This is a genomic window from Streptomyces inusitatus (assembly GCF_014651115.1).
GTDB classification, from domain to species: domain Bacteria; phylum Actinomycetota; class Actinomycetes; order Streptomycetales; family Streptomycetaceae; genus Streptomyces; species Streptomyces amakusaensis.
Map to the genome: position 1 here is coordinate 22260 of NZ_BMWG01000030.1, position 21925 is coordinate 44184.

General features: G+C 73.5%; 18 protein-coding genes. 6 read left to right on the plus strand and 12 right to left on the minus strand.

Going from position 1 to position 21925, the window contains the following annotated elements; all coding sequences use genetic code 11:
* Positions 1 to 16 precede the first annotated feature (16 nt).
* The 4 genes from IE247_RS30860 to IE247_RS30875 all read right to left on the minus strand — a co-directional run bounded on the left by IE247_RS30860 (position 17) and on the right by IE247_RS30875 (position 4384).
* Entirely contained in the window at positions 17 to 790 is a 774-nt protein-coding gene (locus IE247_RS30860; protein ID WP_229869464.1) for a hypothetical protein, read from the minus strand.
* Positions 774 to 2381, minus strand: coding sequence for a substrate-binding and vWA domain-containing protein (locus tag IE247_RS30865; protein ID WP_190126640.1), 1608 nt, complete (start codon positions 2379 to 2381; stop codon positions 774 to 776). Before IE247_RS30865 ends, IE247_RS30860 begins: the two co-directional genes overlap by 17 nt.
* On the minus strand, positions 2378 to 3607 hold the full coding sequence (locus IE247_RS30870) for a hypothetical protein (protein ID WP_190126641.1): 1230 nt from the start codon (positions 3605 to 3607) through the stop codon (positions 2378 to 2380). Before IE247_RS30870 ends, IE247_RS30865 begins: the two co-directional genes overlap by 4 nt.
* Before the next feature lie 114 nt (positions 3608 to 3721).
* Positions 3722 to 4384: a hypothetical protein gene (locus IE247_RS30875; RefSeq protein WP_190126642.1), complete on the minus strand. Its 663-nt coding sequence runs from the start codon at positions 4382 to 4384 to the stop codon at positions 3722 to 3724.
* Between the two features lie 797 nt (positions 4385 to 5181).
* On the opposite strand from IE247_RS30875, the gene IE247_RS30880 reads away from it, so the two are divergent.
* Positions 5182 to 5919, plus strand: a complete 738-nt coding sequence (locus IE247_RS30880) for a class I SAM-dependent methyltransferase (RefSeq protein WP_190126643.1) — start codon at positions 5182 to 5184, stop codon at positions 5917 to 5919.
* 43 nt (positions 5920 to 5962) lie between these two features.
* Here IE247_RS30880 and IE247_RS30885 read toward each other — a convergent pair whose 3' ends face one another.
* Genes IE247_RS30885 through IE247_RS30900 form a run of 4 tightly spaced genes read right to left on the minus strand, consistent with a single transcriptional unit; the run spans position 5963 to position 10957 of the window.
* On the minus strand, positions 5963 to 7090 hold the full coding sequence (locus IE247_RS30885) for an XdhC family protein (protein WP_190126644.1): 1128 nt from the start codon (positions 7088 to 7090) through the stop codon (positions 5963 to 5965).
* Positions 7091 to 7137: 47 nt separating this feature from the next.
* Positions 7138 to 9531 carry a xanthine dehydrogenase subunit D gene (gene pucD / locus IE247_RS30890; protein WP_190126645.1) on the minus strand — a complete coding sequence of 798 codons (2394 nt, stop codon included), beginning with the start codon at positions 9529 to 9531 and terminating at the stop codon, positions 7138 to 7140.
* Complete coding sequence (locus IE247_RS30895; RefSeq protein WP_190126646.1) at positions 9528 to 10082, minus strand: (2Fe-2S)-binding protein; 555 nt, start codon at positions 10080 to 10082, stop codon at positions 9528 to 9530. The genes pucD and IE247_RS30895 overlap by 4 nt, the downstream gene beginning before the upstream one ends.
* Positions 10073 to 10957: an FAD binding domain-containing protein gene (locus IE247_RS30900; protein ID WP_190126647.1), complete on the minus strand. Its 885-nt coding sequence runs from the start codon at positions 10955 to 10957 to the stop codon at positions 10073 to 10075. The genes IE247_RS30895 and IE247_RS30900 overlap by 10 nt, the downstream gene beginning before the upstream one ends.
* A 220-nt stretch (positions 10958 to 11177) precedes the next feature.
* On the opposite strand from IE247_RS30900, the gene IE247_RS30905 reads away from it, so the two are divergent.
* The 4 genes from IE247_RS30905 (at position 11178) to IE247_RS30920 (ending at position 16892) form a co-directional block, all read left to right on the plus strand.
* Positions 11178 to 12875, plus strand: a complete 1698-nt coding sequence (locus IE247_RS30905; RefSeq protein WP_190126687.1) for a PucR family transcriptional regulator — start codon at positions 11178 to 11180, stop codon at positions 12873 to 12875.
* 305 nt (positions 12876 to 13180) lie between these two features.
* On the plus strand, positions 13181 to 14242 hold the full coding sequence (locus tag IE247_RS30910) for an iron ABC transporter substrate-binding protein (protein WP_190126648.1): 1062 nt from the start codon (positions 13181 to 13183) through the stop codon (positions 14240 to 14242).
* 8 nt (positions 14243 to 14250) lie between these two features.
* Positions 14251 to 15816, plus strand: coding sequence for an ABC transporter permease (locus IE247_RS30915; protein WP_190126649.1), 1566 nt, complete (start codon positions 14251 to 14253; stop codon positions 15814 to 15816).
* On the plus strand, positions 15813 to 16892 hold the full coding sequence (locus IE247_RS30920) for an ABC transporter ATP-binding protein (RefSeq protein ID WP_190126650.1): 1080 nt from the start codon (positions 15813 to 15815) through the stop codon (positions 16890 to 16892). The genes IE247_RS30915 and IE247_RS30920 overlap by 4 nt, the downstream gene beginning before the upstream one ends.
* A 7-nt stretch (positions 16893 to 16899) precedes the next feature.
* Here IE247_RS30920 and IE247_RS30925 read toward each other — a convergent pair whose 3' ends face one another.
* Entirely contained in the window at positions 16900 to 17718 is an 819-nt protein-coding gene (locus IE247_RS30925) for a TetR/AcrR family transcriptional regulator C-terminal domain-containing protein (protein ID WP_190126651.1), read from the minus strand.
* Between the two features lie 77 nt (positions 17719 to 17795).
* Between IE247_RS30925 and IE247_RS30930 the strand changes: the two genes are divergently transcribed.
* Entirely contained in the window at positions 17796 to 18653 is an 858-nt protein-coding gene (locus tag IE247_RS30930; protein ID WP_190126652.1) for an alpha/beta fold hydrolase, read from the plus strand.
* 13 nt (positions 18654 to 18666) lie between these two features.
* On the opposite strand, the gene IE247_RS30935 is transcribed toward IE247_RS30930, so the two are convergent.
* The 3 genes from IE247_RS30935 to IE247_RS30945 form a co-directional block, all read right to left on the minus strand.
* Positions 18667 to 19320, minus strand: coding sequence for a class I SAM-dependent methyltransferase (locus tag IE247_RS30935; RefSeq protein WP_190126653.1), 654 nt, complete (start codon positions 19318 to 19320; stop codon positions 18667 to 18669).
* A gap of 67 nt (positions 19321 to 19387) precedes the next feature.
* Entirely contained in the window at positions 19388 to 20134 is a 747-nt protein-coding gene (locus IE247_RS30940; RefSeq protein ID WP_190126654.1) for a class I SAM-dependent DNA methyltransferase, read from the minus strand.
* A gap of 98 nt (positions 20135 to 20232) precedes the next feature.
* Positions 20233 to 21888 (minus strand): ABC transporter ATP-binding protein, encoded by a 1656-nt coding sequence (locus IE247_RS30945; protein ID WP_190126688.1) that lies wholly within the window; start codon positions 21886 to 21888, stop codon positions 20233 to 20235.
* Between the last annotated feature and the right edge of the window lie 37 nt (positions 21889 to 21925).

The window sequence follows — 21925 nt, forward strand, 5'->3', positions numbered from 1 at the left end:
CGGGATACCGGCCGGGTCAGCGGAAGATCGCCACGGCCTGGACCTCCAGGGTCTGGTCGGCCGCGTTCCAGTCCTGGACCTTGCCGAGGCAGCGGGCCGAGAACGCGCCCCCGGGGACCTCGTCGCGCAGTCCCTCCGTGGCGCAGACGACCCGGACGCGCGGGCCCCGGGAGGGGTCGTCCGGGTCGCCGTAGGGGGCCAGCAGAACGGTGGACTCCGGCGATTCGCTGATTTTGCGGAAGCGGCCCCGGATCAGCACGAAGTCCTCGATGTCCCGCAGCCGCGCGGTCCTCGGCCCGGGCCCCTGACGGCCCTGGAGGGAGAGCGCGTTGGCCAGGGCGGCGTTGCGGCGGACGGTCTGGTTCACAAGGTCGACATGGACGATGACGTCCTTGGCCTCCAGCACATCGATGATCACCCCGATGACCGAGATCGGCTCGGCGACTTCGAGATATCTGCTGACGATCTCCTTGTTGTCGCGCTTGCCGCCGCCCGCGCTCACCCCGAAGACGGTGGCCCGGACATTGCCGTCGTTGCTGTCGCTGGTCCGCTGTTCGACCTCTTTGCGCAGCGCCGCCGTGTAGTTGCGCATCTGGTAGTGGTCCATCACGGACCGGTCGTGCAGATAGAAGCAGATGCTGTACGTGGGATTCCGGTCGCGGGCGCGGCGGCGGGCCCGCAGAAAGAGGGCCGGTGTCAGCAGCAGTGTCAGCGCGCCGGCCGCGGTCAGCAGCCACAGCAGCATCCAGGGCCACCAGACGCTCCACCACTCCTCAGTGAACACAGCCACGGATCTCCTTGAAGGCGGCGAGGACGGGCCGTCCGGCCGCGTCGGCGAGCCGGCCGCCCGTCGCCCGGGCGACGCGGGCGAGTTCACCGGCGTCGGCCTCGCCGTAGCGGACCGTGTGGGTGCGTACCGCCCTCGCCCGGAGCGGGAGGTCCCGGTGCCGGTCGAGGAAGGTGTCCAGGCCGATGCCCGCGTTGTTCCGGCCGTCGGTCATCAGCACGATGGAGAGCCTGCGTTCCGGGTGGTCGCGCAGGATCCGGGCGGCCGTGCGGTAGGCGTGGTCGAGGCCCGACCAGATGGCGGTCCTCCCGTCGAAGTCCTCGGAGACGACCAGGGCGCGCAGCCGGGCCGGATCGCGGTCGTCCCGGTAGGTCACGGTCCGCTCGTCGAGCACCTTTCCGCCGAAGCGGAGCACGGTGACCGTCTCGCCCCGGTGGAAGCGGAGAAACCTTCCCGATCGCGAATCGTCCGCGCCGCTGAGGCCCTTGAAGGCGGCGCGGACCTGTGCGGCGCGCTCGCCGCGCATCGACCCGGAGAAGTCGAGCAGGAACAGCACCTGGGCGGGGCGGGGGCGGCGCGGATCGCCGTAGTCGGCGAGCAGCCGGTCGATCACTTGCCGCCGGTCGGGGAAGTAGAGGGCGTTGCCGATGGACCGGCGCAGACTGGGGATGCGCTCCAGGGCGGGGTCGATGGGCCGCCGCATGGTGCGCTCCATGATCCGGCGTTGTACGGGTTCGCTCTTCAGCCACTCCACCACCCGGTCGTACGCGGCGCGTTGGGCCGGGTCGAGGAGGAGGAGCGGGTGGTCGGAGAGCATCATGCCGTCCTTGGGGTAGACGATCTCCAGGGGGGTGCGGAGTTTTCCCGTCGCGTTGAGGGCGAGCAGTTCGGACTCGTGGGTGATCAGGGCGTCCAGGGTGTTCTGGCGTTCGGTGAAGCGGGCGGCCAGCCGGGCCGGTGACTCCTCGGTGAGGGTGTGGCCGCTGAAGAAGCCGCGCAGCCGGTCGCAGGAGACGTCGTCGGGGCGGAGGACTCCTCCAGTGCCCGCCGCGGCGGTCGCCACGCCGACGAGGGCGGCGAGTCCGCTGGTGGTCTGCCGGGGGTCGGCCATGGCGAAGGCGAGGGTTCCGGCGGCGGACGCGTCGGCCAGGTCGGCCCAGGAGATCTGCTGGTCGGGGCTGTTCGCGCGGAGCCGGGCGGCGGTGGCGGGCCGCATGCCGACGACGACCGGGGAGCGGGTGATGGCGGTGGCCAGGGGTGGTTCGGCCCGGTGGCCCGCGGCGCGGAGTCTGAGGCGGAAGGAGCGGTCGGAGGCGAGCCAGGCGAGGTGGTAGCGGGAGTTCCGGCGGGTGAGTTCGCGGTCGGTGTCGGCGGTGCCCCGGAAGTCGGTCTCGACGGCGATGCCGGTCTCTTCGCGCAGTTCGTCGAGGAGGGGGCGGAGATCGGCGAGTTCGGGGGAGGCCAGCAGTCGCAGGGTGACCCGGTCGTCGGGGCCGTCGGCGGTGCAGGCGGCGGCCGGGAGCAGCAGGGCGAGGAGGAGGGCGGTCAGACGGCGCAGGACCGGGCGGCGGGGGGCCGGGCGGCGGGGGGTCATCCGCTCTCCTCGCCCGAGCAGTCCCCGATGATGGAGATCATGCGCTCCAGGAGGCGGAGCCGGGGCATCGCGGTGCGGGTGTCGTCGTCCACCGAGGGGACGGGGATGCCGGTCTCCCGGAGGAATTCGGTGAGCTGGTCCCCCGCGACCTCTCCGGTGGGGTCGAGGATGCGGAATCCGAGCTCCATGGCGCGTCTGCGCAGCTCGGGGTCCTGGGTGATCAGCTGGCCGAGCCGGTCGCCGTCCTTGTTGAGCGCGATGAACTGCGGCTGGGTGACGAACTGGCTCTTCGGGTAGAGCAGTACGCGTTCGAGGTCCAGTTTCTTCGAGCGGGCGAGGTAGTGCGCCTGATAGGTGAGGTACTGGTGTTCGTAGGCCACCACCACCGGCGCGACTCCCTTGCCCTCGGGGGAGACATAGGTACGGAAGACGTCGGCGTGCGGAAGTCCCTGTTCCATGAGGGGTTTGATGCGATGGGCCCGCTCCTCCGCCTCGTGTGAAGTCTCCGGCACCTCGCTGCCTTCGCCCCGCCGGGTGAAGGCGACCAGGGCGAGATAAGTGCTGGCCGAGTTGGCGGTGCAGACATCGGGGGTCTGCGCGAGGATTCTATTGGTGTTGGTGATTCCGAAATCTTCGATTCCGATTTCGTCCCACTGGCGTTTCTTCTCGATCAGTTCGAGGAACGCGTCCATGTCGAGGGTGTAGTAGAGCGGCTCGCCCTTGCCGGAGGCCGGCTGGGGTTCGGCGATTCCCTCTTTCGCGAGCACCTCGGCGTACTCCCGGTAGGAGGCGAGCACGATGGGGCTGACGAACGGCCGGTAGATCTTGGTGAATTCGTTCTTCTCGGCGCGTTCCCGGGTGATGAGATCCCCGGCGGGCTGGCCGGACGGAAAGACAAAGTCGTAGTCGTCGAGATCCCTGATCGCAACCTCGCGCGAACCCACGCTGGTGATGTGGATCCTGATGTGGTGCTTGAGCAGGATGCGGCGGACCTTCTCGTCCTCGAAGAAGTCCCGCTTGGAGGCCATCTTGCCCTCCAGCGTGATGACGCGCTCGAAGGGCAGCAGCGCGTTCCCCGAGGTGCCGAGCGCGGTCGCGCCGATGAGGACGAGGGCCAGGGCCGGGAGGAAGACGGTGAGGAAGCCCCGCCGTGACCACGCGGACGCGGATCTTCGCCGCAGGGCGAGGCGCGGCTCCTCGGCGGCGGGTCTGTCTCCGGCGGTCACCGCTGTCTCCCCTCGACTCCCCCGACTCCAAGGGAGCCTTTTCCCCAACGGGCGTACGTTCAGACACTCACACGGCGGTTCGCGGTGGACGGTTCCCGTCCGGATCGAACGCGGTCAGGTCCGGGCCGCGCCGATCCGCTCGGCGACGCCCAGCCGGGCCGCCCACTCCAGGGCGGAGGGCAGCCGGGACTCCCTGGGCAGCGGTCCCGGCTCGGTCGCCGAGTCCATCAGATCCTTGACGGCCGACTCGTTCACCGTGCCCGCCTCCACCCGGGCGACGAAGCGCGCGGCGGCCTCCCGGTCCCGGTAGCCGGCGTCCGCGAAGCTGTCCGCCAGATAGTGATCGTCAAAGATTCCGGCGTATCCGTCGCAGGAGGCGACCAGACCGTCGTCGGCGACGAAGTCGGGATAGGGGGCACGCCCCCAGCGGCCCTCCTCCCACCAGTAGAGATAGCCCAGTTCATAGCTGTCGTTCAATTCCCTGAGCCGGTCCGCGGGCAGCCAGTGCGGCGCGGTGGCCAGCAGATCGACGGGCTTGTCGCCCCGATAGGTGGTGTCGCTGCAGTCGACGTCCTGGCCGTAGAAGAGGGCTTTCCCCTCCGGCTCCAGGGTCAGGGTCCAGCCGCCGTTGGAATGCGAACAGGACAGCTCACGGCCGGTCAGACGGAATGCGGGCCTCGCAGTTCGGGTGACCGCGATCAGTACGAGGACGACGGCGCGTTCCCACATCCGCTCGGGCCTGCCCAGCTGTGCGGGAATTGCCGGCTCGTTGGTCATTTCTGTCCCTGCTGTCAACGCTACGTGTTGCTGACCGAACATTCAGCGCTACCGAACCATAAGGCCGGACCGAGCGGCGACGCCAACGCGAGGCGGAACACCGTCGTCCGGCACCGAACTCGTCCCGGGTTGTGCCGGTTCACTGTCATGGATAGGCATGGGAAGCACCATGGGATGCGCGGGAGACAAGGAAATTCCGGGCACTGCCGACGGCCGGGCCCGGGCGGAACCGGGCCGGGACCGGGGCCGTCAGGGGTTCGGGCACTCCCATCGGCACCGGAGGAAGTCCGTTCCCGGAGCCGCCGCCGGGCGGCCGGGGATCCGCGCCGGGCGGAGGGCCGGGCGGAGGGCGGCCGGGCGCGGTGCGCCACGGCCCGTGCTGAGGCGAGGGACCCCTGTCGGACTCATGGGGGTGAACGTATCCCTCGCGCTCGATTCAGTGTTCGCATTTGCTTATCGTTTACCGAATCAGCATGTGCCAACTGGCTGGAACCGAACCCCTCGAAGCAAGCGGAAGCTGTCCATCCGGTTGCCCGGCGGACAGGCCCCCGGCCTCGATGGCCCGCACGGCTTCCGATCGCGGCCCCCGGCGCACTCCGGCGCGCGGACGCCGCCGAGAGGGTTGCCTCCGTGCTTCGACCCACTCGGAGAAAGGCCGGATCCTTGGCGTGTCCCGGAGTTGGTCGTGCAACGCCCGACGCGGTCCGGACACAGCGCCCCGGCACAGGAGAGACCCCGGCACAGGAGAGACCCCGGCACAGGAGAGACCTGAGAGTCCGGAGAGTACTGTGAAGCCGGTGTTCTCGCCCTCCGGACCCACCGCCCGCGAACTCGCCGTCCAGGCGCTCTCCTCGGTCGAGCGCGGCTACGACCTCCTCGCGCCCACCTTCGACGCGACCCCCTTCCGCACCCCCGAAGAGGTGCTCGGCCCGGTGGTGCGCGCCCTCGGGCCGCTCGGCCCCTTCCGCCGGGGACTCGACGTCTGCTGCGGCACGGGCGCGGGGGTCGCCGCGCTGCGTGGGCTCTGCCCGGAGCGCGTCACCGGCGTGGACTTCAGCGCGGGGATGCTGGCCCGGGCCCGGTCCGCCGTGCCCGCCGGGCCCGCCACGGCGGGGCCCTCGGTCCACTGGGTCCGGGCGGACGCCCGGGAACTGCCCTTCGCCCCGGCGTTCGACCTCGTCACCAGCTTCGGCGCGTTCGGCCACTTCCTGCCCGCCGAGCGCCCCGGGCTCTTCGCCGGCATCCGCGAAGCACTGCGCCCCGGCGGTCTGTTCGCCTTCCCGCTGCCCGCTCCCCCGCCGGTCGGCTCCCGGCTCCATCTGGCGCTGTGGGCGTTCGACGCCGCGATGCGGGTGCGGAATCTGGTGTGGCGACCGCCGTTCGTCATGTACTACCGCACCTTCCGGCTCGCCGACGTCCACGGCGAGCTGCGCCGGGCCGGGTTCTCGGTGGAGCTGCGCCCGCTGGAGGAGCTGGGCCGACGGCCGGACGGCAGCCCGCGCTGCCGGCTGGTGCTGGCCCGCGGACCGGCCTGACCGGGCCCGGCGCCCCGGGCGAACAGGACCGGCCCGGCCCGGCTCAGGCCCGTACCGGCCGGCCCCGGTGGATGGGGGTGCTCGCCCCCGACAGGGAGGCCCCGCTGCCGCCGTGCCGGTCGGCCACGATCTCCGCCGCGATCGACAGCGCCGTCTCCTCGGGGGTGTGCGCCCCGAGGTCCAGCCCGATGGGGCTGCGCAGCCGGGCGAGGGCCGCGTCCCCGACCCCGGCGGCGCGCAGCCGCCGTTCGCGGTCCTCGTGGGTGCGGCGGGAGCCCATCGCCCCGATGTAGGCGACGGGCAGGGTCAGCGCGTGGACGAGGAGCGGAACGTCGAACTTGGGATCGTGGGTCAGTACGCACAGGGCCGTGCGGGAGTCGGTCTCGGTGGCGGCGAGATAGCGGTGCGGCCAGTCGACGACGACCTCGTCCGCCGCCGGGAAGCGCTCCCGGGTGGCGAAGACCGGGCGGGCGTCGCAGACGGTGACCCGGTAGCCGAGGAAGCTCCCGACGCGGGCCAGCGCCGAGGCGAAGTCGACCGCGCCGAAGACGATCATCCGGGCGGCCGGGACGCTGGACTCCACCAGCAGGGTCAGCGGAGCGCCGCAGAGGCCGCCGTCCGCTCCGACGGTGACGGGGCCGGTGCGCCCGGCGGCCAGCAGCGCCCCGGCCCGGCCGGCCGCCGCCCGGTCGGCCCCGCCGCCCGCGCCGAGGGCGCCCTCGTACGAACCGTCCCGGCGTACCAGCAGGGCCCGGCCGGTGCATCCGGCGGGCCCGGCGGTGACCCTGGCGAGGGCGACCGCCTCGCCCCGGGCGGCGGCGGTCAGCGCGGCGACGAGGACCCGGTCCTGGTCACGGGCGGCCAGGACCGGGGTGACCAGGACCTCGACCGTGCCGCCGCAGGTCAGTCCGGCGGCGAAGGGGTCCTGGCCGCCGGGCCCGAAGCGCTCCACCACGGGGAGGCCGTCCTCGACGGCCCGTCGGCACAGTTCGTACACCGCGCCTTCGACACAGCCGCCGGAGACCGATCCGATCACCGTGCCCCGGTCGTCCACGGCCAGCGCCGCGCCCGGCGGGCGGGGCGCGCTGCCCTCGGCCGAGGCGACCGTGGCGACGGCGAAGGAGCGGCCCTGGCGGACCCACCGGCTGAGTTCATCGGCGATGTCCAGCATGCCGGTCTCCTCTCGGTCAGCGATGGTCGGTGCCGGTCAGATGCCGGTCACGTGCCGGTCAGATGCTCGGGCCGGACCGGGGTCCGGTTCAGTTCGAGGCCGGTGGCGGCCCGGATCGCCGCGAGCACTGCGGGGGTGGACGAGAGGGTGGGCGCCTCGCCGACGCCCCGGAGTCCGTAGGGGGCGTGGTCGTCGGCGAGTTCGAGCATGTCGACGGGGATCGTGGGGGTGTCGAGGATGGTGGGGATCAGATAGTCGGTGAAGGAGGGGTTGCGGACCCGCGCGGTCACCGGGTCGACGAGGATCTCCTCCATGACGGCGATCCCCAGGCCCTGGGTGGTGCCGCCCTGGATCTGCCCGATGACCGAGAGCGGGTTGAGGGCCTTGCCGACGTCCTGGGCGCAGGCCAGCTCGACCACTTTGACCAGGCCCAGTTCGGTGTCCACCTCCACGACCGCGCGGTGGGCGGCGAAGGAGTACTGGACATGGCCGTTTCCCCGGCCGGTGAGCCGGTCGAGCGGCTCGGTCGGCCGGTGCCGCCACTCGACCTCGGCCTCGGCGGGCTCGTCGCCGAGGACTTCGGCCAGCTCGGCCAGCGTCTCGCCGCGCTCGGTGAGGACCCTGCCGTCGGCCAGCCGCAGCCCGGCCTCCGCCCACTCGGGGCGGTCCCGGCCGAAGAGCCCGCGGCCGCGTTCCAGGACCTGGGCGCGGACCGTCTCGCAGGCGTGTCTGATGGCCCCGCCGGTGACATAGGTCTGTCTGGAGGCGGAGGTTCCGCCGGCCGAGCCGATCCCGGTGTCGGCGGGCTGGACGGTGACCCGCTCGACGCCCAGTTCGGTACGGACGATCTGGGCGTGGACGGTGACCCCGCCCTGGCCGACCTCCGCCATCGCGGTGTACACGGTCGCGACCGGGACGCCGCCCGCCGTCTGGAGGCGCACCCGGGCGGTGGAGTAGTCGTCGAAGCCCTCGGAGAAGCCGACGTTCTTGATGCCGACCGCGTACCCCACGCCCCGGACGACGCCTTCGCCGTGGGTGGTGTTGGAGAGCCCGCCCGGCAGCGCGCGGACGTCCGCCGTGCCGTCCCCGTTCTCCCAGCCGCGCTCCGGGGGCAGCGGGCGGGCCTTGACCAGGCGCAGCAGCTCGGCGACCGGCGCCGGGGAGTCGACCCGCTGGCCGGTGGGCATGAGGGTGCCCTGTTCCATGGCGTTGATCCGGCGGAACTCGACCGGGTCGAGTCCCAGCCGGGCGGCGACCTTGTCCATCTGGGCCTCGTAGGCGAAGCACGCCTGGACCGCGCCGAAGCCGCGCATGGCTCCGCAGGGCGGGTTGTTGGTGTAGAGCGCGAGCGCCTCGATGTCGACGTCGTCCACGGCGTAGGGGCCCACCGCGAGGGAGGCGGCGTTGCCGACGACGGCGGGGGACGAGGAGGCGTACGCTCCGCCGTCCAGCACGATCCGGCAGCGTACGTGGGTGAGGCGGCCGTCCCGGGTCGCGCCGTGCTCGTACGTCAGCTTCGCGGGGTGGCGGTGGACATGGCCGAAGAAGGACTCGAAGCGGTTGTAGACCATTTTGACCGGGCGGCCGGTGCGCAGGGCGAGCAGACAGGCGTGGATCTGCATCGACAGGTCCTCTCGGCCGCCGAACGCGCCGCCGACGCCGGCGAGCGTCATCCGCACCTTGTTCTCGGGCAGTCCGAGGACGGGGGCGATCTGGCCGAGGTCGGAGTGGAGCCACTGGGTGGCCACATGGAGGTCGACGCCGCCGTCCTCGGCGGGGATGGCGAGCCCTGACTCGGGCCCCAGGAAGGCCTGGTCCTGCATGCCGAAGGTGTACTCGCCGCGTACGATCACCTCGGCCCGGCGGGCGGCGGCGGCCGCGTCGCCCTTCAGGACCGGCTGGCGGTGGACGATGTTGGGGTGCGGCACCCGGCCGCTCCGGTGGTCGGTCCGGTCCTCGTGGACCAGGGGCGCGCCGGGCGCGAGGGCGGACTCCTCGCCGGTGACGACCGGGAGTTCCTCGTAGTCGACCCTGATCCGTTCGGCGGCCCTGCGGGCGGTCTCCGGGTGGTCGGCGGCGACCAGGGCGACCGGTTCGCCGTGGTGGCGGACCTTGCGGGTGGCGAGGACGGGGGTGTCCTGGATCTCCAGCCCGTAGGTGGTCACGGCGGTGGGGAGATCCTCGTGGGTGAGGACGGCGTGGACGCCGGGGACGGCGAGCGCGCGGGAGATGTCGATCGAGCGGATGGCGGCGTGGGCGAGGGGCGAGCGCAGGGTGTGGCCCCAGATCATGTCCTCGTGCCACAGGTCCGAGGAGTAGGCGAACTCTCCGGTGACCTTGAGGACGCCGTCGGGGCGGAGGGTGGACTCGCCGATCCCCCCGGCGGTCCGGGAGGCCAGGGAGGTCCGGATGGCGTCGGCGGGGGCGCCGGTGGCGGTCATCGCTCCCCCTCCCGCTCCCGGGTGCGGGCGGCGGCGAGTCTGACCGCGTCGAGGATCTTCTCGTAGCCGGTGCAGCGGCAGAGATTGCCGGAGAGCGCCTCGCGGATGTCGGCGTCGGACGGCCGGGGCTCGCGCTCCAGGAGGTCGTCGGCGGCGACGAGGAGGCCGGGGGTGCAGAAGCCGCACTGGACGGCCCCGGCGTCGACGAAGGCCCGCTGTACGGGGGAGAGCCCGGGGTCGTCGGGACGCCAGCCCCGGGCGTCCTGGAGCGAGGTGCCGGGCGCGTCCCGCCCGGAGCGCCGGGCCGCCCGGTCGGCGAGCCCTTCGACGGTGACGATGTCACGGCCCTCGGCCTGGCCCGCCGCGACCAGACAGGAGCAGACCGGGACGCCGTCCATCAGTACCGTGCAGGATCCGCATTCGCCCTGCTCGCAGGCGTTCTTGGAGCCGGGCAGGCCCATCCGCTCGCGCAGCGCGAACAGCAGGCTCTCGCCCTCCCACACATTGTCGGCCTCCTGGCGTCTGCCATTGACCGTGAAGCTCACACGCACGGGGCACTCCTTCCTCCACGGTACGACTCCCAGCTCCAGCCGAGGGTGCGCCGGGCCATCACGGCCACCGCGTGTCTTCGGTAGGCGGCGGTGCCGCGCACATCGTCGATGGGGGCGCAGGAGGCGGCGGCCAGCCGGGCGAAGTGCGCGGCGACGGACGGGGGGACGGCCCCCCGGCTCTCCCAGAGGCCCTCCTCCTCCAGCGCCCCGGCGAGGAACTCCTCGGCCTCGGCGGCCCGTACCGGGGTGGGCGCGGCGGAGCCGATGCCGGTGCGGACCGTGCGGGTGCGGGGGTGCAGGGCGAGGGCGAAGGCGCAGACGGCGATGACCATGGCGTTGCGGGTGCCGACCTTGGAGAACTGCTGGGGTCCGTCGGCCCGGGCGATGTGGACGGCTCTGATCAGCTCGTCGGGGGCGAGGGCGTTGCGTTTGACGCCGGTGTAGAAGGCGTCGATGGGGATGCGGCGGCTGCCGCGCACCGATTCCGCCTCGACCTCGGCCCCGGCGGCGAGCAGCGCCGGATGGGCGTCGCCGGCCGGGGACGCGGTGCCGAGGTTGCCGCCGACGCCGCCCCGGTTGCGGATCTGGGGGGAGGCGACGGTGTGCGAGGCGATCGCGAGCCCCGGCAGCTCGGTGCGGAGGTTCTCCATGATCTGGGTGTAGGTGACGGACGCGCCGAGCCGCACGGTCTCCTCGCCGACCTCCCAGTCGCGCAGCTCCTCGACCCGGCCCAGGTCCATGAGCCGGTCGGGGCGGCGGCGGTCGAAGTTGATCTCGACCATCACATCGGTGCCGCCCGCGATCGGCACGGTGTCGGGGTGCTCGGCCTTGACGGCGAGCGCCTCCTCCCAGCCGGCGGGCCGAAGAAAGTCCATGAGCGCTCTTTTCTGGCTCGGGCCCCGATATACCTCGTCCCTCAGTACACAAGGGTGCTCCTCCCCCGGTGCAGTCACCGATGCCATGAAGGAGTTGGCTGGTCGCCACGGTCATCTTGTAGATTCGAACGAAAAGCGGGGCCCGGTGTTCTCACTGTTCCCCCCAGAAAGACGGTGACCGTCGGTCACCGATGGCGACGAAATGATCGGCGAGGGCGAGATGCGGCTGCGCGCACTGCTGGAGAACGACGCGCTGGGCCTGCGGCTGCTCGGCGGCGGGGACGAGCTGGACCGTGGGGTGCGCGGGGTGATGACGACGGATCTGCGTGATCCGAGCCGTTATCTCTCGGGCGGGGAGCTGGTGCTGACCGGGCTGGCCTGGCGTCGCTCGCCGGAGGACTCCGAGTCCTTCGTACGGATCCTGGCGGGCGCGCGGGTCGCGGCGCTCGCGGCCGGTGAGGCGGAGCTGGGGGCCGTTCCCGAGGATCTGGTGGCGGCGTGCGAGCGGCACCGGCTGCCGCTGTTCGCGGTCCACGAGTCGGTGGCGTTCGCGACGATCACGGAGTACGTCGTACGTCAGGTGTCGGGCGAGCGGGCCGGTGATCTGGCCGCGGTGGTGGACCGGCACCGCCGGCTGATGACCTCGGGTCCCGCGGGCGGCGGCCCCGACGGTGTGCTCGATCTCCTCGGCTCCGATCTGGACCTCCGGGCCTGGGTGCTCTCGTCCACCGGCCGGCTGATCGCGGCCGGCGGCAAGGGCGAGGACGAGGACGGCGGGGGCGACCCGCTGCCCGCCGGGGTGCGCGTCGCGCTGGCGGGCGAGCGGCTGGCGGCGGCCCGTACCGGCCGCCCGGGACCGCACCGGGCGGCGGTGGGCGGCACGGTGTACTCCCTCTTCCCGATCGGCTCGGGCCGGGGCGGGGAGAAGGACGTACGGGAGAGTGTTCTCTCGGACTGGCTGCTGGCGGTGGAGGCGGACGCGGGCGACTGGCCCGCCGAGCGGCTGGATCTGCTTCAGGGGGTCACCCAGCTGATCGCCGTGGAGCGGGAGCGCCGGGAGGCGGCCCGCACGGTGCGGCGGCGGCTCGCCCAGGAGGTGCTGGAGCTGGTGCAGACGGGTGCCGCGCCCGCCGAGATCGCGGCGCGGCTGCGGGTGGCCGCGCCGGTGCTGCTGCCGGGCCTGGACGCCGCGCCGCACTGGCAGGTGGTGGTGGCCAGGGTGGACTGGGGCGGCGCCGAAGGGGCCCGGGTGGCGGCCGGGCCGGTCGCCCAGTCGCTGCTGGAGGAGATCCTCGCCGACCCCTCGGCGGCCGGGCCCGACCCCTCGGACCGGATCGCGGTCGCGCACGCCGGGGGCGAGGCGATCGCGCTGCTGCCGCTGCCGGCCGCCCCGGAGCCGGACGGGGCCGGGGGCGCGGAGGAGGGGCTGCACGCGGACGCGCTGCTCCAGCGGGTGCGCGAGCCGCTGTCGGCGGGGCTCGCCGACGACGGCCGGCTGACGATCGGGGTGAGCGCGGCGGTCAGCTCGGCGGAGGGGCTGCGGGGCGCGCTGGAGGAGGCCCGGCACGCCCGCCGGGTCGCGGCGGCCCGGCCCGGCCGGGTGGCCGCCGCCGGTCATCACGAGCTGGCCTCGCACGTGCTGCTGCTGCCGTTCGTGCCGGACGATGTGCGCCGCGCGTTCACCGCGCGGCTGCTCGACCCGCTGCGGGAGTACGACCTGCGGCACCGGGCGGAGCTGATCCCGACGCTGGAGGCGTTCCTGGCGAGCGACGGATCGTGGACGAGGTGCGCGCAGCGGCTGCATCTGCATGTGAACACGCTGCGGTACCGGGTGGGGCGGATCGAGCAGCTGACGGGGCGTGATCTGTCGCGCCTTGAGGACAAACTCGACTTTTTCCTTGCATTGCGGATGAGCTGAGCTGTCACGTTCGTCGGGGGTTTCAGCGCCCCGGCGGGCTCCGGCGGGCCCCGGCGGCGGGTGGGGGAATCATTTCACCGAACCGTGACCCGGAAGCCAATGGGGCTTCCGGGAAAGGGAGTTGGCATTTCCGCCGGGGCCGGATCCGCCGGGGGAACCCGCATTTCCCGGTAAGGGCCGCAGCGGTAAATTGACAGTTAGGGAAGCCTCACCATATTCATATGGTGTTCCCATAGACAGTTCCCCCGCACCGCCTCGGCGCACCCCGCGTCCGGCAGCACTCGCGGGCTGCTCAGGAGGCTTCCATGCCACGCCCGTCCGTCCGTCGCGGTACCGCGCTCGCGCTCTCCGCGCTGCTTCTTCCCGTCCTCGCCGCCTGTGGCGGCTCCGAGGAGAAGAAGAAGGACGAGAAGCCCGAGGCCAAGAAGGAGCAGGGCGCCGGAGAGCTGGTCATCTACTCGGGCCGCAATGAGGAACTCATCGCCCCGATCATGGACAAGCTCCAGAAGGCGACCGGCGCCAAGGTCGAGGTCCGCTACGGCGACAGCGCCGAGCTGGCCGCCCAGATCCTGGAGGAGGGCGACCGCACCAAGGCGGGCCTGTTCTTCTCGCAGGACGCCGGCGCGCTCGGCGCACTCTCCCAGGCCGACATGCTGGCGAAGCTGCCGCAGAAGTCCCTGGACAAGGTCGGCGCGGCCTTCCGCGGCGGCGAGGGCGACTGGGTCGGCGTCTCCGGCCGCTCCCGGGTCATCGCGTACAACCCGAAGAAGACCGAGAAGGCCCCGGACAGCGTCCACGACCTGATCAAGCCCGAGTGGAAGGGCAAGGTCGGCTACGCGCCCACCAACGCCTCCTTCCAGGCCTTCGTCACCGGTATGCGCGTCCTGGAGGGCGAGGACGCCACCCTGAAGTGGCTCAAGGGCCTCAAGGCCAACGACGCCAAGCAGTACGCCAAGAACGGCGTGGTCCTGGACGCGGTGGACAAGGGCGAGGTCTCCCTCGGCCTGATCAACCACTACTACTGGTACGAGAAGGTCGCCGAGGTCGGCGCCGACAAGGTCAACGCCAAGATCCACTTCCTGCCGGGCGGCGACCCGGGCGCGCTGATCAACGCGGCGGGCGTCGGCGTCCTGAAGAACGGCGGCCAGAGCGCCGCCGCCGAGAAGGCCGTGGACTTCCTCCTCTCCGACGAGGCGCAGAACTACTTCGCCAAGGAGACCTCGGAGTACCCGCTCGCCACCGGTGTCACCAGCACCGTCAAGGGCCTGCCCGCGCTCGACTCGCTGGACGCGCCGAAGATCGACCTCGGCGAGCTGGAGTCCCTCCAGAAGACGCTGGAGCTCCTCAAGGAAGCCGGGATGGTCTGATCCGTCGGATGACGACTGACAGCTCACGGTCCGTGCGCCGTCCGGCCGCCGCGTCCCTCGCGGCGGGCGGACGGCGTCGGCCTGCCCTCGTACTGCTGCTCCCGGCCACCGCGGCGGCGCTGCTGGCGCTGCTGCCGCTCGGGTATCTCGGCGTGCGCGCCATGGAGCACGGCTGGGGGTACGCCTGGGACCTGATCGCCGAGGCGCGGACCCTGGAGCTGCTCGGCCGCAGCCTGGGACTGACGGCGATCGTGGTCACCGCGTGCCTGGTGCTCGGGGTCTCCCTCGCCTGGCTGACGGTGCGCACCACCCTGCCCGGCCGGCGGATCTGGGCCGTGCTGGCCACCCTGCCGCTGGCGGTGCCCAGTTATGTCGCCGCCTTCACCTGGATCTCCGCCGCGCCCTCGCTGGCGGGGCTGCCCGGGGCGGCGATCACTCTCACCTTCGCCTGCTTCCCCTATGTGTTCCTGCCCGTGGCCGCCGCCCTGCGCGGCATCGACCCGGCGCAGGAGGAGGCGGCGCGCTCCCTGGGGAGCGGGGCGCTGCGCACCTTCTGGCGGGTGACCGTGCCGCAGCTGCGGCCCGCCGCGGCCGGCGGGGCGATCCTCGTCGCGCTCTACGTCCTCTCCGACTTCGGCTCGGTGTCGATCACCCGCTACGACACCTTCACCCGGGCGATCCACTCCTCGTACCAGGCCAGCTTCGACCGGACCCCGGCCGCCGTCCTCGGCTGTGTCCTGGTCGCCATGACCGTCCTCCTCGTGCTGGCGGAGAACCGCACCCGGGGCCGCGCCGGGCACTCCCGCACCGGCCGGGGCAGCGCCCGCCCGCCCGCCGATCTGCGGCTGGGCCGCTGGACGGCCCCCGCGCTCGCCTGGTGCGGCGCGGTCGCGGCGGCGGCCGTCGGCTTCCCGCTGGCGACCCTCGGCTACTGGCTGACCATCGGGAACTCCGCCGACTGGGACCTTGAACGGCTGTGGTCCGCGACCCTCGCCACGGTCACCGTCGCCGCCGCCGGAGCCGCCGTGACCACGCTGCTGGCGCTGCCGGTCGGGGTGCTCTCGGCCCGCCACCGGGGCCGGTTCGCACGGCTGCTGGAGCAGTCCGTGTACGCGGGTCACGCCGTGCCCGGGATCACCGTGGGCCTCGCCCTGGTGTTCTTCTCGGTCCGCTACGCCTATCCGCTCTACCAGGAGACACCCCTCCTGATCGCCGCCTATGTGGTGCTGTTCCTGCCGGTCGCCGTCGCCTCGGCGCGCGCGGCCGTGCTCCAGTCCCCGCCGGTCCTGGAGGATGTCGCCCGCTCGCTCGGCCGCTCCCCGCTGCGGGTGCTGCGCGAGGTCACCGTGCCGCTCGCGGCCCCCGGCATCGGCGCGGGCGCGGCCCTCACCTTTGTGGTGATCATGAAGGAGCTCCCGGCGACGCTGCTGCTGCGGCCCACCGGCACCGACACCCTCGCGACCCGGCTGTGGACCGAGACCGGGGCGGGCGCGTTCGCCGGGGCCGCGCCGTACGCGGCCGGCATCGTCCTGCTCGCCGCCGTTCCCTCCTATCTGCTCGGAAGGCGCTCATGACCTCGGGAAGCTCGGGACTGCGCGTCAGCGCGCTGACACATGCGTACGGGCGCGGGGACCGGGTCCTCGACGGCCTCGGCCTCACCGTCCCGGAAGGCGAACTCGCCGCCGTCCTCGGCCCGTCCGGCTGCGGGAAGACCACCCTGCTCCGGGTGGTCGCGGGGTTCCTGGTGCCCGACTCCGGCGAGGTCGTCGTCGGCGGGCGCGTGGTGAGCGGCCCCGGCGCGCAGGTGCCGCCGGAGCGGCGCGGGGTGGGGATCGTCGCCCAGGAGGGCGCGCTCTTCCCGCATCTGAGCGTGGCCCGCAATGTGGCCTTCGGGCTGCGGACGGCGGGCCGGGCCGAGCGCCGTGCCCGGACCGCCGAGATGCTGGAGCTGGTCGGCCTCGGGGAGTACGCCGACCGGATGCCGCACGAGCTGTCCGGCGGCCAGCAGCAGCGCATAGCGCTCGCCCGCGCGCTGGCCCCGCGCCCCGCGCTGGTGCTGCTCGACGAGCCGTTCAACGCGCTGGACAGCGCCCTGCGCGCGGGGCTGCGCTCGGACATCCGCGGTGCGCTGCGGGCCGCCGGGGCGACCGCGCTGCTGGTCACCCACGACCAGGAGGAGGCGCTGTCGGTCGCGGACCGGGTGGCCGTCATCCGCCGGGGCCGGGTCGTCCAGTCCGGCACCCCGCAGGAGCTGTACGCGCGCCCCGCCGACCCCTGGGTGGCCTCCTTCGTCGGCGAGGCGGTCCTGCTGCCCGCCGCCCTCGACGGCGGGCACGCGGCGACCGCGCTCGGCCGGGTGCCGCTGACCGCCCTGCCGGCCGGTCCGGCCGGCGGGTCCGCCACGGGCACCGTCGTGCTCCGGCCCGAGCAGCTGCGGCTCACCGCGCCGACGGAGGACGCCTCGGCGCGCGGCCGGGTGGCGGAGGTCCGCTACCACGGGCACGACGCCCTCGTCCTGGTCGAGCTGCCCGACGGCGGCCCGTCCGTCACCGTCCGCGCCCCGGGCTCCCTCACCGTCCGGCCCGGCGACGAGACCGGCGTACGCGTCGACGGGACCGCGGCCTTCCACCCCGGGCCGGCCGCTTCCTGAGCCGCCGTCACCCGCCCTCCGGGGCGGTGCGGGCCGCCTCGATCCCGTCGAGCAGGACGTCGAGGCCGATGGTGAAGGCGTCGTCGAGCCGCCGCTCCCACGAGGCCCCCGCGGTCGCGTCCTCGCCCGCCAGCCGCACGGAGTACGGGAAGCGCTCTGCGAAGTCGGGCGCGACCCGCGCCAGCAGGGCGGCGCGCCCGGCCCACCACTCCTCGTCGGACACCCCGGTCGCGGTCGCCGCGAGCCGGGCGTCGGCGGCGGTGCGCGCGGAGCCCCGGACGAAGTCGAAGAGCGAGGCGACGACCGGCCGCAGGGTCCTGGGCGGCAGCCCGGCCCCGTACAGGATCCGCGCCAGCGACTCCAGCACGGCCTGCTCGTGGGGGCCGAGCACCGGGCGGGCGTAGGAGATCTGGAGCACCCAGGGGTGCCGCAGACAGAAGGCCCTCAGCCCGGTGGCCCACGAGGTCACCGCCGCCCGCCACTCCCCGCCCGGACCGCCCTGTCCCTGTTCCGGTTCCGGTTCCGGTTCCGGTTCCGGTGACAGCTCCGCGTGCGCCCGGTCGTACATCAGGTCGAGCAGCTCGGCCTTCCCCGGCACATAGGTGTAGAGCGCCATCGAGGTGCGCCCCAGCCGCTCGGCCACCGTGCGCATCGAGAGCCCCGCCAGGGTCTCGGCGTCGGCCACCGCGATCCCCGCCGCCACGACCGCGTCGAGACTCAGCGCGGGCCTGGGCCCCGGGGCCCTGCGCGGGGTCTCCTCCGCCTGTCCGGCCCACAGCAGGGTCATCGACACGGTCGCGTCGCCCTGTCCGGCGATGATCGTCAATCTGAACTCCTTATGTCATAAGGTATTGTCTCCACTCATCACTTTACCGCCTAAGGAATTGACGGGAAGAGAGATCCATGACCGAAGTGGGACTGAGCGACGGCAGCGTCATCGAGGCGACGGTCCAGGGCTCCGGGCCGGGGAAACCCACCCTGCTGCTCCCGGTGGACCCCCGGCCCGCCGAGGGCCCGCGCGCCGAGGAGCTGCGGAAGTGGGGGACCGACCCCGCGCTGGGCCGCTCCCTGATGGACGGTCTCGGCGACGCGTTCCGGGTGGTCGCCTTCGACTACGAGGGCCATCTCATGAACACGCCCCGGCCGGGGACGCTGACCCCCGACGGCGTCGCCGCCGATCTGCTGGCGGTCGCCGACGCCGTGGGGGCCGACCGGTTCGCCTACTACGGCTACTCCTGGCTGGCCCTGAGCGGGCTTCAGCTGGCGATCCGCACCGACCGGCTCTCGGCGCTCGTCATGGGCGGCTTCCCGCCCCTCGGCGGCCCCTACGCCGAGATGCTCCGCGTCACCACGGCCGCCCACGCGATGGCGGGAGCGGCCCCGAGCACCCCGGAGCCGCTGGAGACGAGCGCCGGGGAGTACGACTGGTCGACCGTGGAAATCTCCCTGTCCACGGCGCAGACCGGCCAGTTCGTCACCTTCTACGAGGCCCTGCGCGGCTTCGACGACCGGGCCGCGCAGACCCGGATCGGCTGCCCCCGCCTCTGTGTGGTGGGCTCCGCCGACGAGATCGTCTACGGGGAGCGCTGGGGCGGTGTGACCGTGAGCATGGCGGGCCCGGTCGTCGACGGGCGCGCCGGGCTGACCGCCGCGGGCTGGGACGTGGCCGTGCTCGACGGGCTCGACCACACCGGGGCCATGCAGCCCGCGAACGTACTCCCGGTGCTGCGGCCCTGGCTGACGGACCGGCTGCTCCCCTGAGCCGGGCGGCCGGTCAGACCCGGGCGATCACCGCGTACCGCTCGTCGGTCACCGGACGGCCCCACAGCAGGGCGTTGTCGCTCAGCGGCTCGATCCGGACGTCGGCGACCAGCGGGCGCACGGCGGCGGCCAGCTCCCCGGAGCCGACGCCCCCGCGCCAGGGCAGCGCCCCGGCGCCCGCCGCGTAGGGCGATCCACCGCTCCCGGCCTCGCCCCAGCGGCCCTCGATCAGCACCAGGGTGCCGCCCGGTCCGAGCCGGCCGACCCAGTCGCGCAGCGCGGCCGACGGATCGGGCAGCGTCCACATCAGATGGCGGCAGAGCACCACGCCGAACCGCTCCTCGCCGGTGGGCGGCGCGGCGGCGTCGCCCACCAGGAAGCGGCCCGTCAACCCGCCCGCCAGCAGCTTGAGCCGGGCCCGCTCGACCATCCGGGGCGACAGATCCACCCCCGTCACCCGGTGTCCGACCTCGGCGAGCAGCCGGGAGAGCGAGCCCGTGCCACACCCCACGTCCAGCACGTCCGCCGGGCCCGGCGGCAGCCAGCCGTCCAGCAGCCGGGCCCACTCCGCGCGGGTCTCCGCGTCGCGCAGACCGTGGTCGGGCTCGTCGTCGAAGCCGGGGGCGGCGGCGTCCCAATAGGCGGCGATGGCCGTGGTGTTCGTCATACCCCCGATCTTGCCAGCCCCCACCGACAACCCCCCGGACACCGGGCGCTCCCCCGCCCCGTACGGCTCACGGCGAGCCGGCGGGCTTCTCCCAGACCGAGACATGCCGGGGGCTCTCGCTCGTGAAGGGCTCCCGCGTCCACCCCTCCCACCGCTCGCGCAGCCGCAGCCCCGCCAACCGCGCCATCAGATCGAGTTCCGACGGCCACACATACCGGAAGGGAATCGTTCTGTACTCGCCGCGCCCGTCGACGACCTCGATGTAGTTCGAACTCGTCGCCTGCGTCGCGACGTCGTAGAGGTCAAAGGCCCAGCGCGTCGGGCTCACGTGGTACGGCACGACATTCTGCCCGGGCGGGAGCCTCCGCAGTTCGGGGGTCATGACCTCGACGACGAAGCACCCGCCCGGCTCCAGATGGGCGGCGGCGTTGCGGAAGCACGCCACCTGCTCCTCCTGCGTCGTCAGATTCATGATCGTGTTGAAGACCAGATAAGCGACCGAGAACGTCCCGTCCACCCTCGTCCTCGCGAAATCCCCGATCGTGACGCCGATCGCGTCACCCCCCGGCTTCTCCCTGAGCCGCGCGGCCATCGCCCGCGACAGATCGATGCCCTGGACCTCGACCCCGCGCCGCGCGAGCGGCAACGCGATCCGCCCCGTCCCGATCCCCAGCTCCAGGGCCCGGCCGCCCCCGGCGAGATCCGCCAGGAAACCGGCCGTCGTGTCGACGACGTCCGGGGCGAACATGTCTGACTCCGTCCGGTCGTAGGTCGCCGCGACACTCTCTCCGAAGTACCCGTCGTCACCGTCCATGGCCCGAACCGTACGGCGGGGGCCTTCCCCGGCGCGTACGAATTTTTCCGGCCGTCGGGGCTGAGAACCCCTCTCCGGGGCGGGGCGGGCCGCGGGCCCTACTCCTCCGTCGAGCGCGAGAGCACCCGGGTGAAGGGTCCCGGGGCCGAGGAGAGTTCGGCCCAGGAGCCCTCCTGGGCGATGCGGCCCGATTCCAGGACCGCGATGCGGTCGGCGCGGCGGACGGTGGCGGCGCGGTGGGCGATCACGATTTTGGTGCAGGGGGGAAGCCCGGCGGCCACCTCCGCCTCGCCGACTCCGTCCAGCTTCGCGGTGGTCTCGTCGAGGATGAGCACTCTCGGCTCGGTCAGCAGCGCGCGGGCGAGCGCGACTCTGGCGCGCTGGCCGCCCGAGAGGGTGGCGCCCCGCTCGCCGACCGCCGTTTCGTAGCCCTCGGGCAGGGTGGAGGCGATCGCGTCGACCCCGGTCGCCGCCGCGACCCGGTGGAGCAGCGCGTCGTCGGCCCCGGGCGCGGCGAGCCGCAGATTGTCGGCCAGTGTCCCGTGGAAGAGGGGGGTGTCCTGCCCGACGACGGCGACGGCGGCCCGCAGCTCGCGTTCGGAGATCTCGCGCAGATCGATGTGCTCGCCGTTCTCCGCGACGAGTTCGACGCTCCCGCCGACCGGGTCCCAGAACCGGGCGAGAAGGTGCGCGCAGGTCGACTTGCCGGACCCGGAGGCTCCGACCAGGGCGACCGTGCGCCCCGCCGGGACACAGAGGTCGAGACCGTCGAGCACCGGGGCCCCGCCGTAGTCGAAGCGGACGCCCCGCAGCCGCACCCCGAGCGGCCCCGGCGGCAGGGCTCTGGGCAGCGCGGGCTCCGGCGCGCCCGCCGGGGCCCCGGCCGCCGCGCCGACCCGGGCCGCCGCCGCGCGCAGTCCGGCGGCCTGGGCCAGGGCCGCCGCCGCGTCGGCGACCGGCGCGAGCACTCCGAGCGCGAGCGCCATCGCGGCGGGGGCCCAGGCCCCGGGGAGGTGCCGCCCGGCGACGAGAACGACCCCCACCACGGCCGCGACCACCAGCAGATCACGGAGCGCCGCCGCGTCCGCCTCCCGGGACTGCTCGGCCCGCTGGGCCTCCCCGAGCGAGCGGCCGAGCCCCCGCAGCCGGCCCCGCCGCTCCTCCAGCGCCCCGAAGGCCAGCAGTTCGCGGAGCCCGTCCACGCTCTCCACCGCCTCGGCGGAGAGCGCGGCCGCCGCCTCCCGGGTGCGGGCCCCGCGCTCCGCGCGCCCGCGCCCCTCCAGCAGCGGCGCGAGCGCCAGCAGCGCGGCGACCGGCAGCACGGCGGCGAGCAGCCGGGGTTCGACGGCCGCCAGTACGAGGGTGCCGCCCCCGAACACCGCTCCCGTCGCCAGCAGTTGCGCCACGGCGTGGGCGTAGAAGAACTCCAGCGCCTCCACGTCCCCCATCGCCGCCGACGCGAGGTCGCCGCTGCGCCGGCCGCCGATCCGCGCGGGCGCGCTGCGCGCCAGCCCGTCGAAGACCCGGACCCTCAGCTCGGCGAGGACACGGTAGGCGAGATCGTGCGAGAGGTCCATCTCCCACCAAGTGGCGAAGGCGCGGACCAGCACCAGCCCGACGAGGGCGGCGAGCGCCCCGGGGCCCGGCGGGGCGGCTTCCAGGACGGCGGTCCCCACCGTGTGCGCGGCCAGGGTGACCAGGGCGACCAGGGCCGACTGTCCGAGGAGGGCGGCGCACACTGTACGGGCGGTCATGCCCCGGTGCGCGCCGAGTACGGGGAGCAGGGCGCGC

Bases quoted from the DNA above. Each gene is read 5' to 3' on its own strand.
- IE247_RS30865 (WP_190126640.1), bottom strand. From the start codon at position 2,381: ATGACCCCCCGCCGCCCGGCCCCCCGCCGCCCGGTCCTGCGCCGTCTG.
- IE247_RS30875 (WP_190126642.1), bottom strand. From the start codon at position 4,384: ATGACCAACGAGCCGGCAATTCCCGCACAGCTGGGCAGGCCCGAGCGG.
- IE247_RS30885 (WP_190126644.1), bottom strand. From the start codon at position 7,090: ATGCTGGACATCGCCGATGAACTCAGCCGGTGGGTCCGCCAGGGCCGC.
- pucD (WP_190126645.1), bottom strand. From the start codon at position 9,531: ATGACCGCCACCGGCGCCCCCGCCGACGCCATCCGGACCTCCCTGGCC.
- IE247_RS30900 (WP_190126647.1), bottom strand. From the start codon at position 10,957: ATGGACTTTCTTCGGCCCGCCGGCTGGGAGGAGGCGCTCGCCGTCAAG.
- IE247_RS30905 (WP_190126687.1), top strand. From the start codon at position 11,178: ATGCGGCTGCGCGCACTGCTGGAGAACGACGCGCTGGGCCTGCGGCTG.
- IE247_RS30910 (WP_190126648.1), top strand. From the start codon at position 13,181: ATGCCACGCCCGTCCGTCCGTCGCGGTACCGCGCTCGCGCTCTCCGCG.
- IE247_RS30915 (WP_190126649.1), top strand. From the start codon at position 14,251: ATGACGACTGACAGCTCACGGTCCGTGCGCCGTCCGGCCGCCGCGTCC.
- IE247_RS30920 (WP_190126650.1), top strand. From the start codon at position 15,813: ATGACCTCGGGAAGCTCGGGACTGCGCGTCAGCGCGCTGACACATGCG.
- IE247_RS30930 (WP_190126652.1), top strand. From the start codon at position 17,796: ATGACCGAAGTGGGACTGAGCGACGGCAGCGTCATCGAGGCGACGGTC.
- IE247_RS30935 (WP_190126653.1), bottom strand. From the start codon at position 19,320: ATGACGAACACCACGGCCATCGCCGCCTATTGGGACGCCGCCGCCCCC.
- IE247_RS30940 (WP_190126654.1), bottom strand. From the start codon at position 20,134: ATGGACGGTGACGACGGGTACTTCGGAGAGAGTGTCGCGGCGACCTAC.
- IE247_RS30945 (WP_190126688.1), bottom strand. From the start codon at position 21,888: ATGACCGCCCGTACAGTGTGCGCCGCCCTCCTCGGACAGTCGGCCCTG.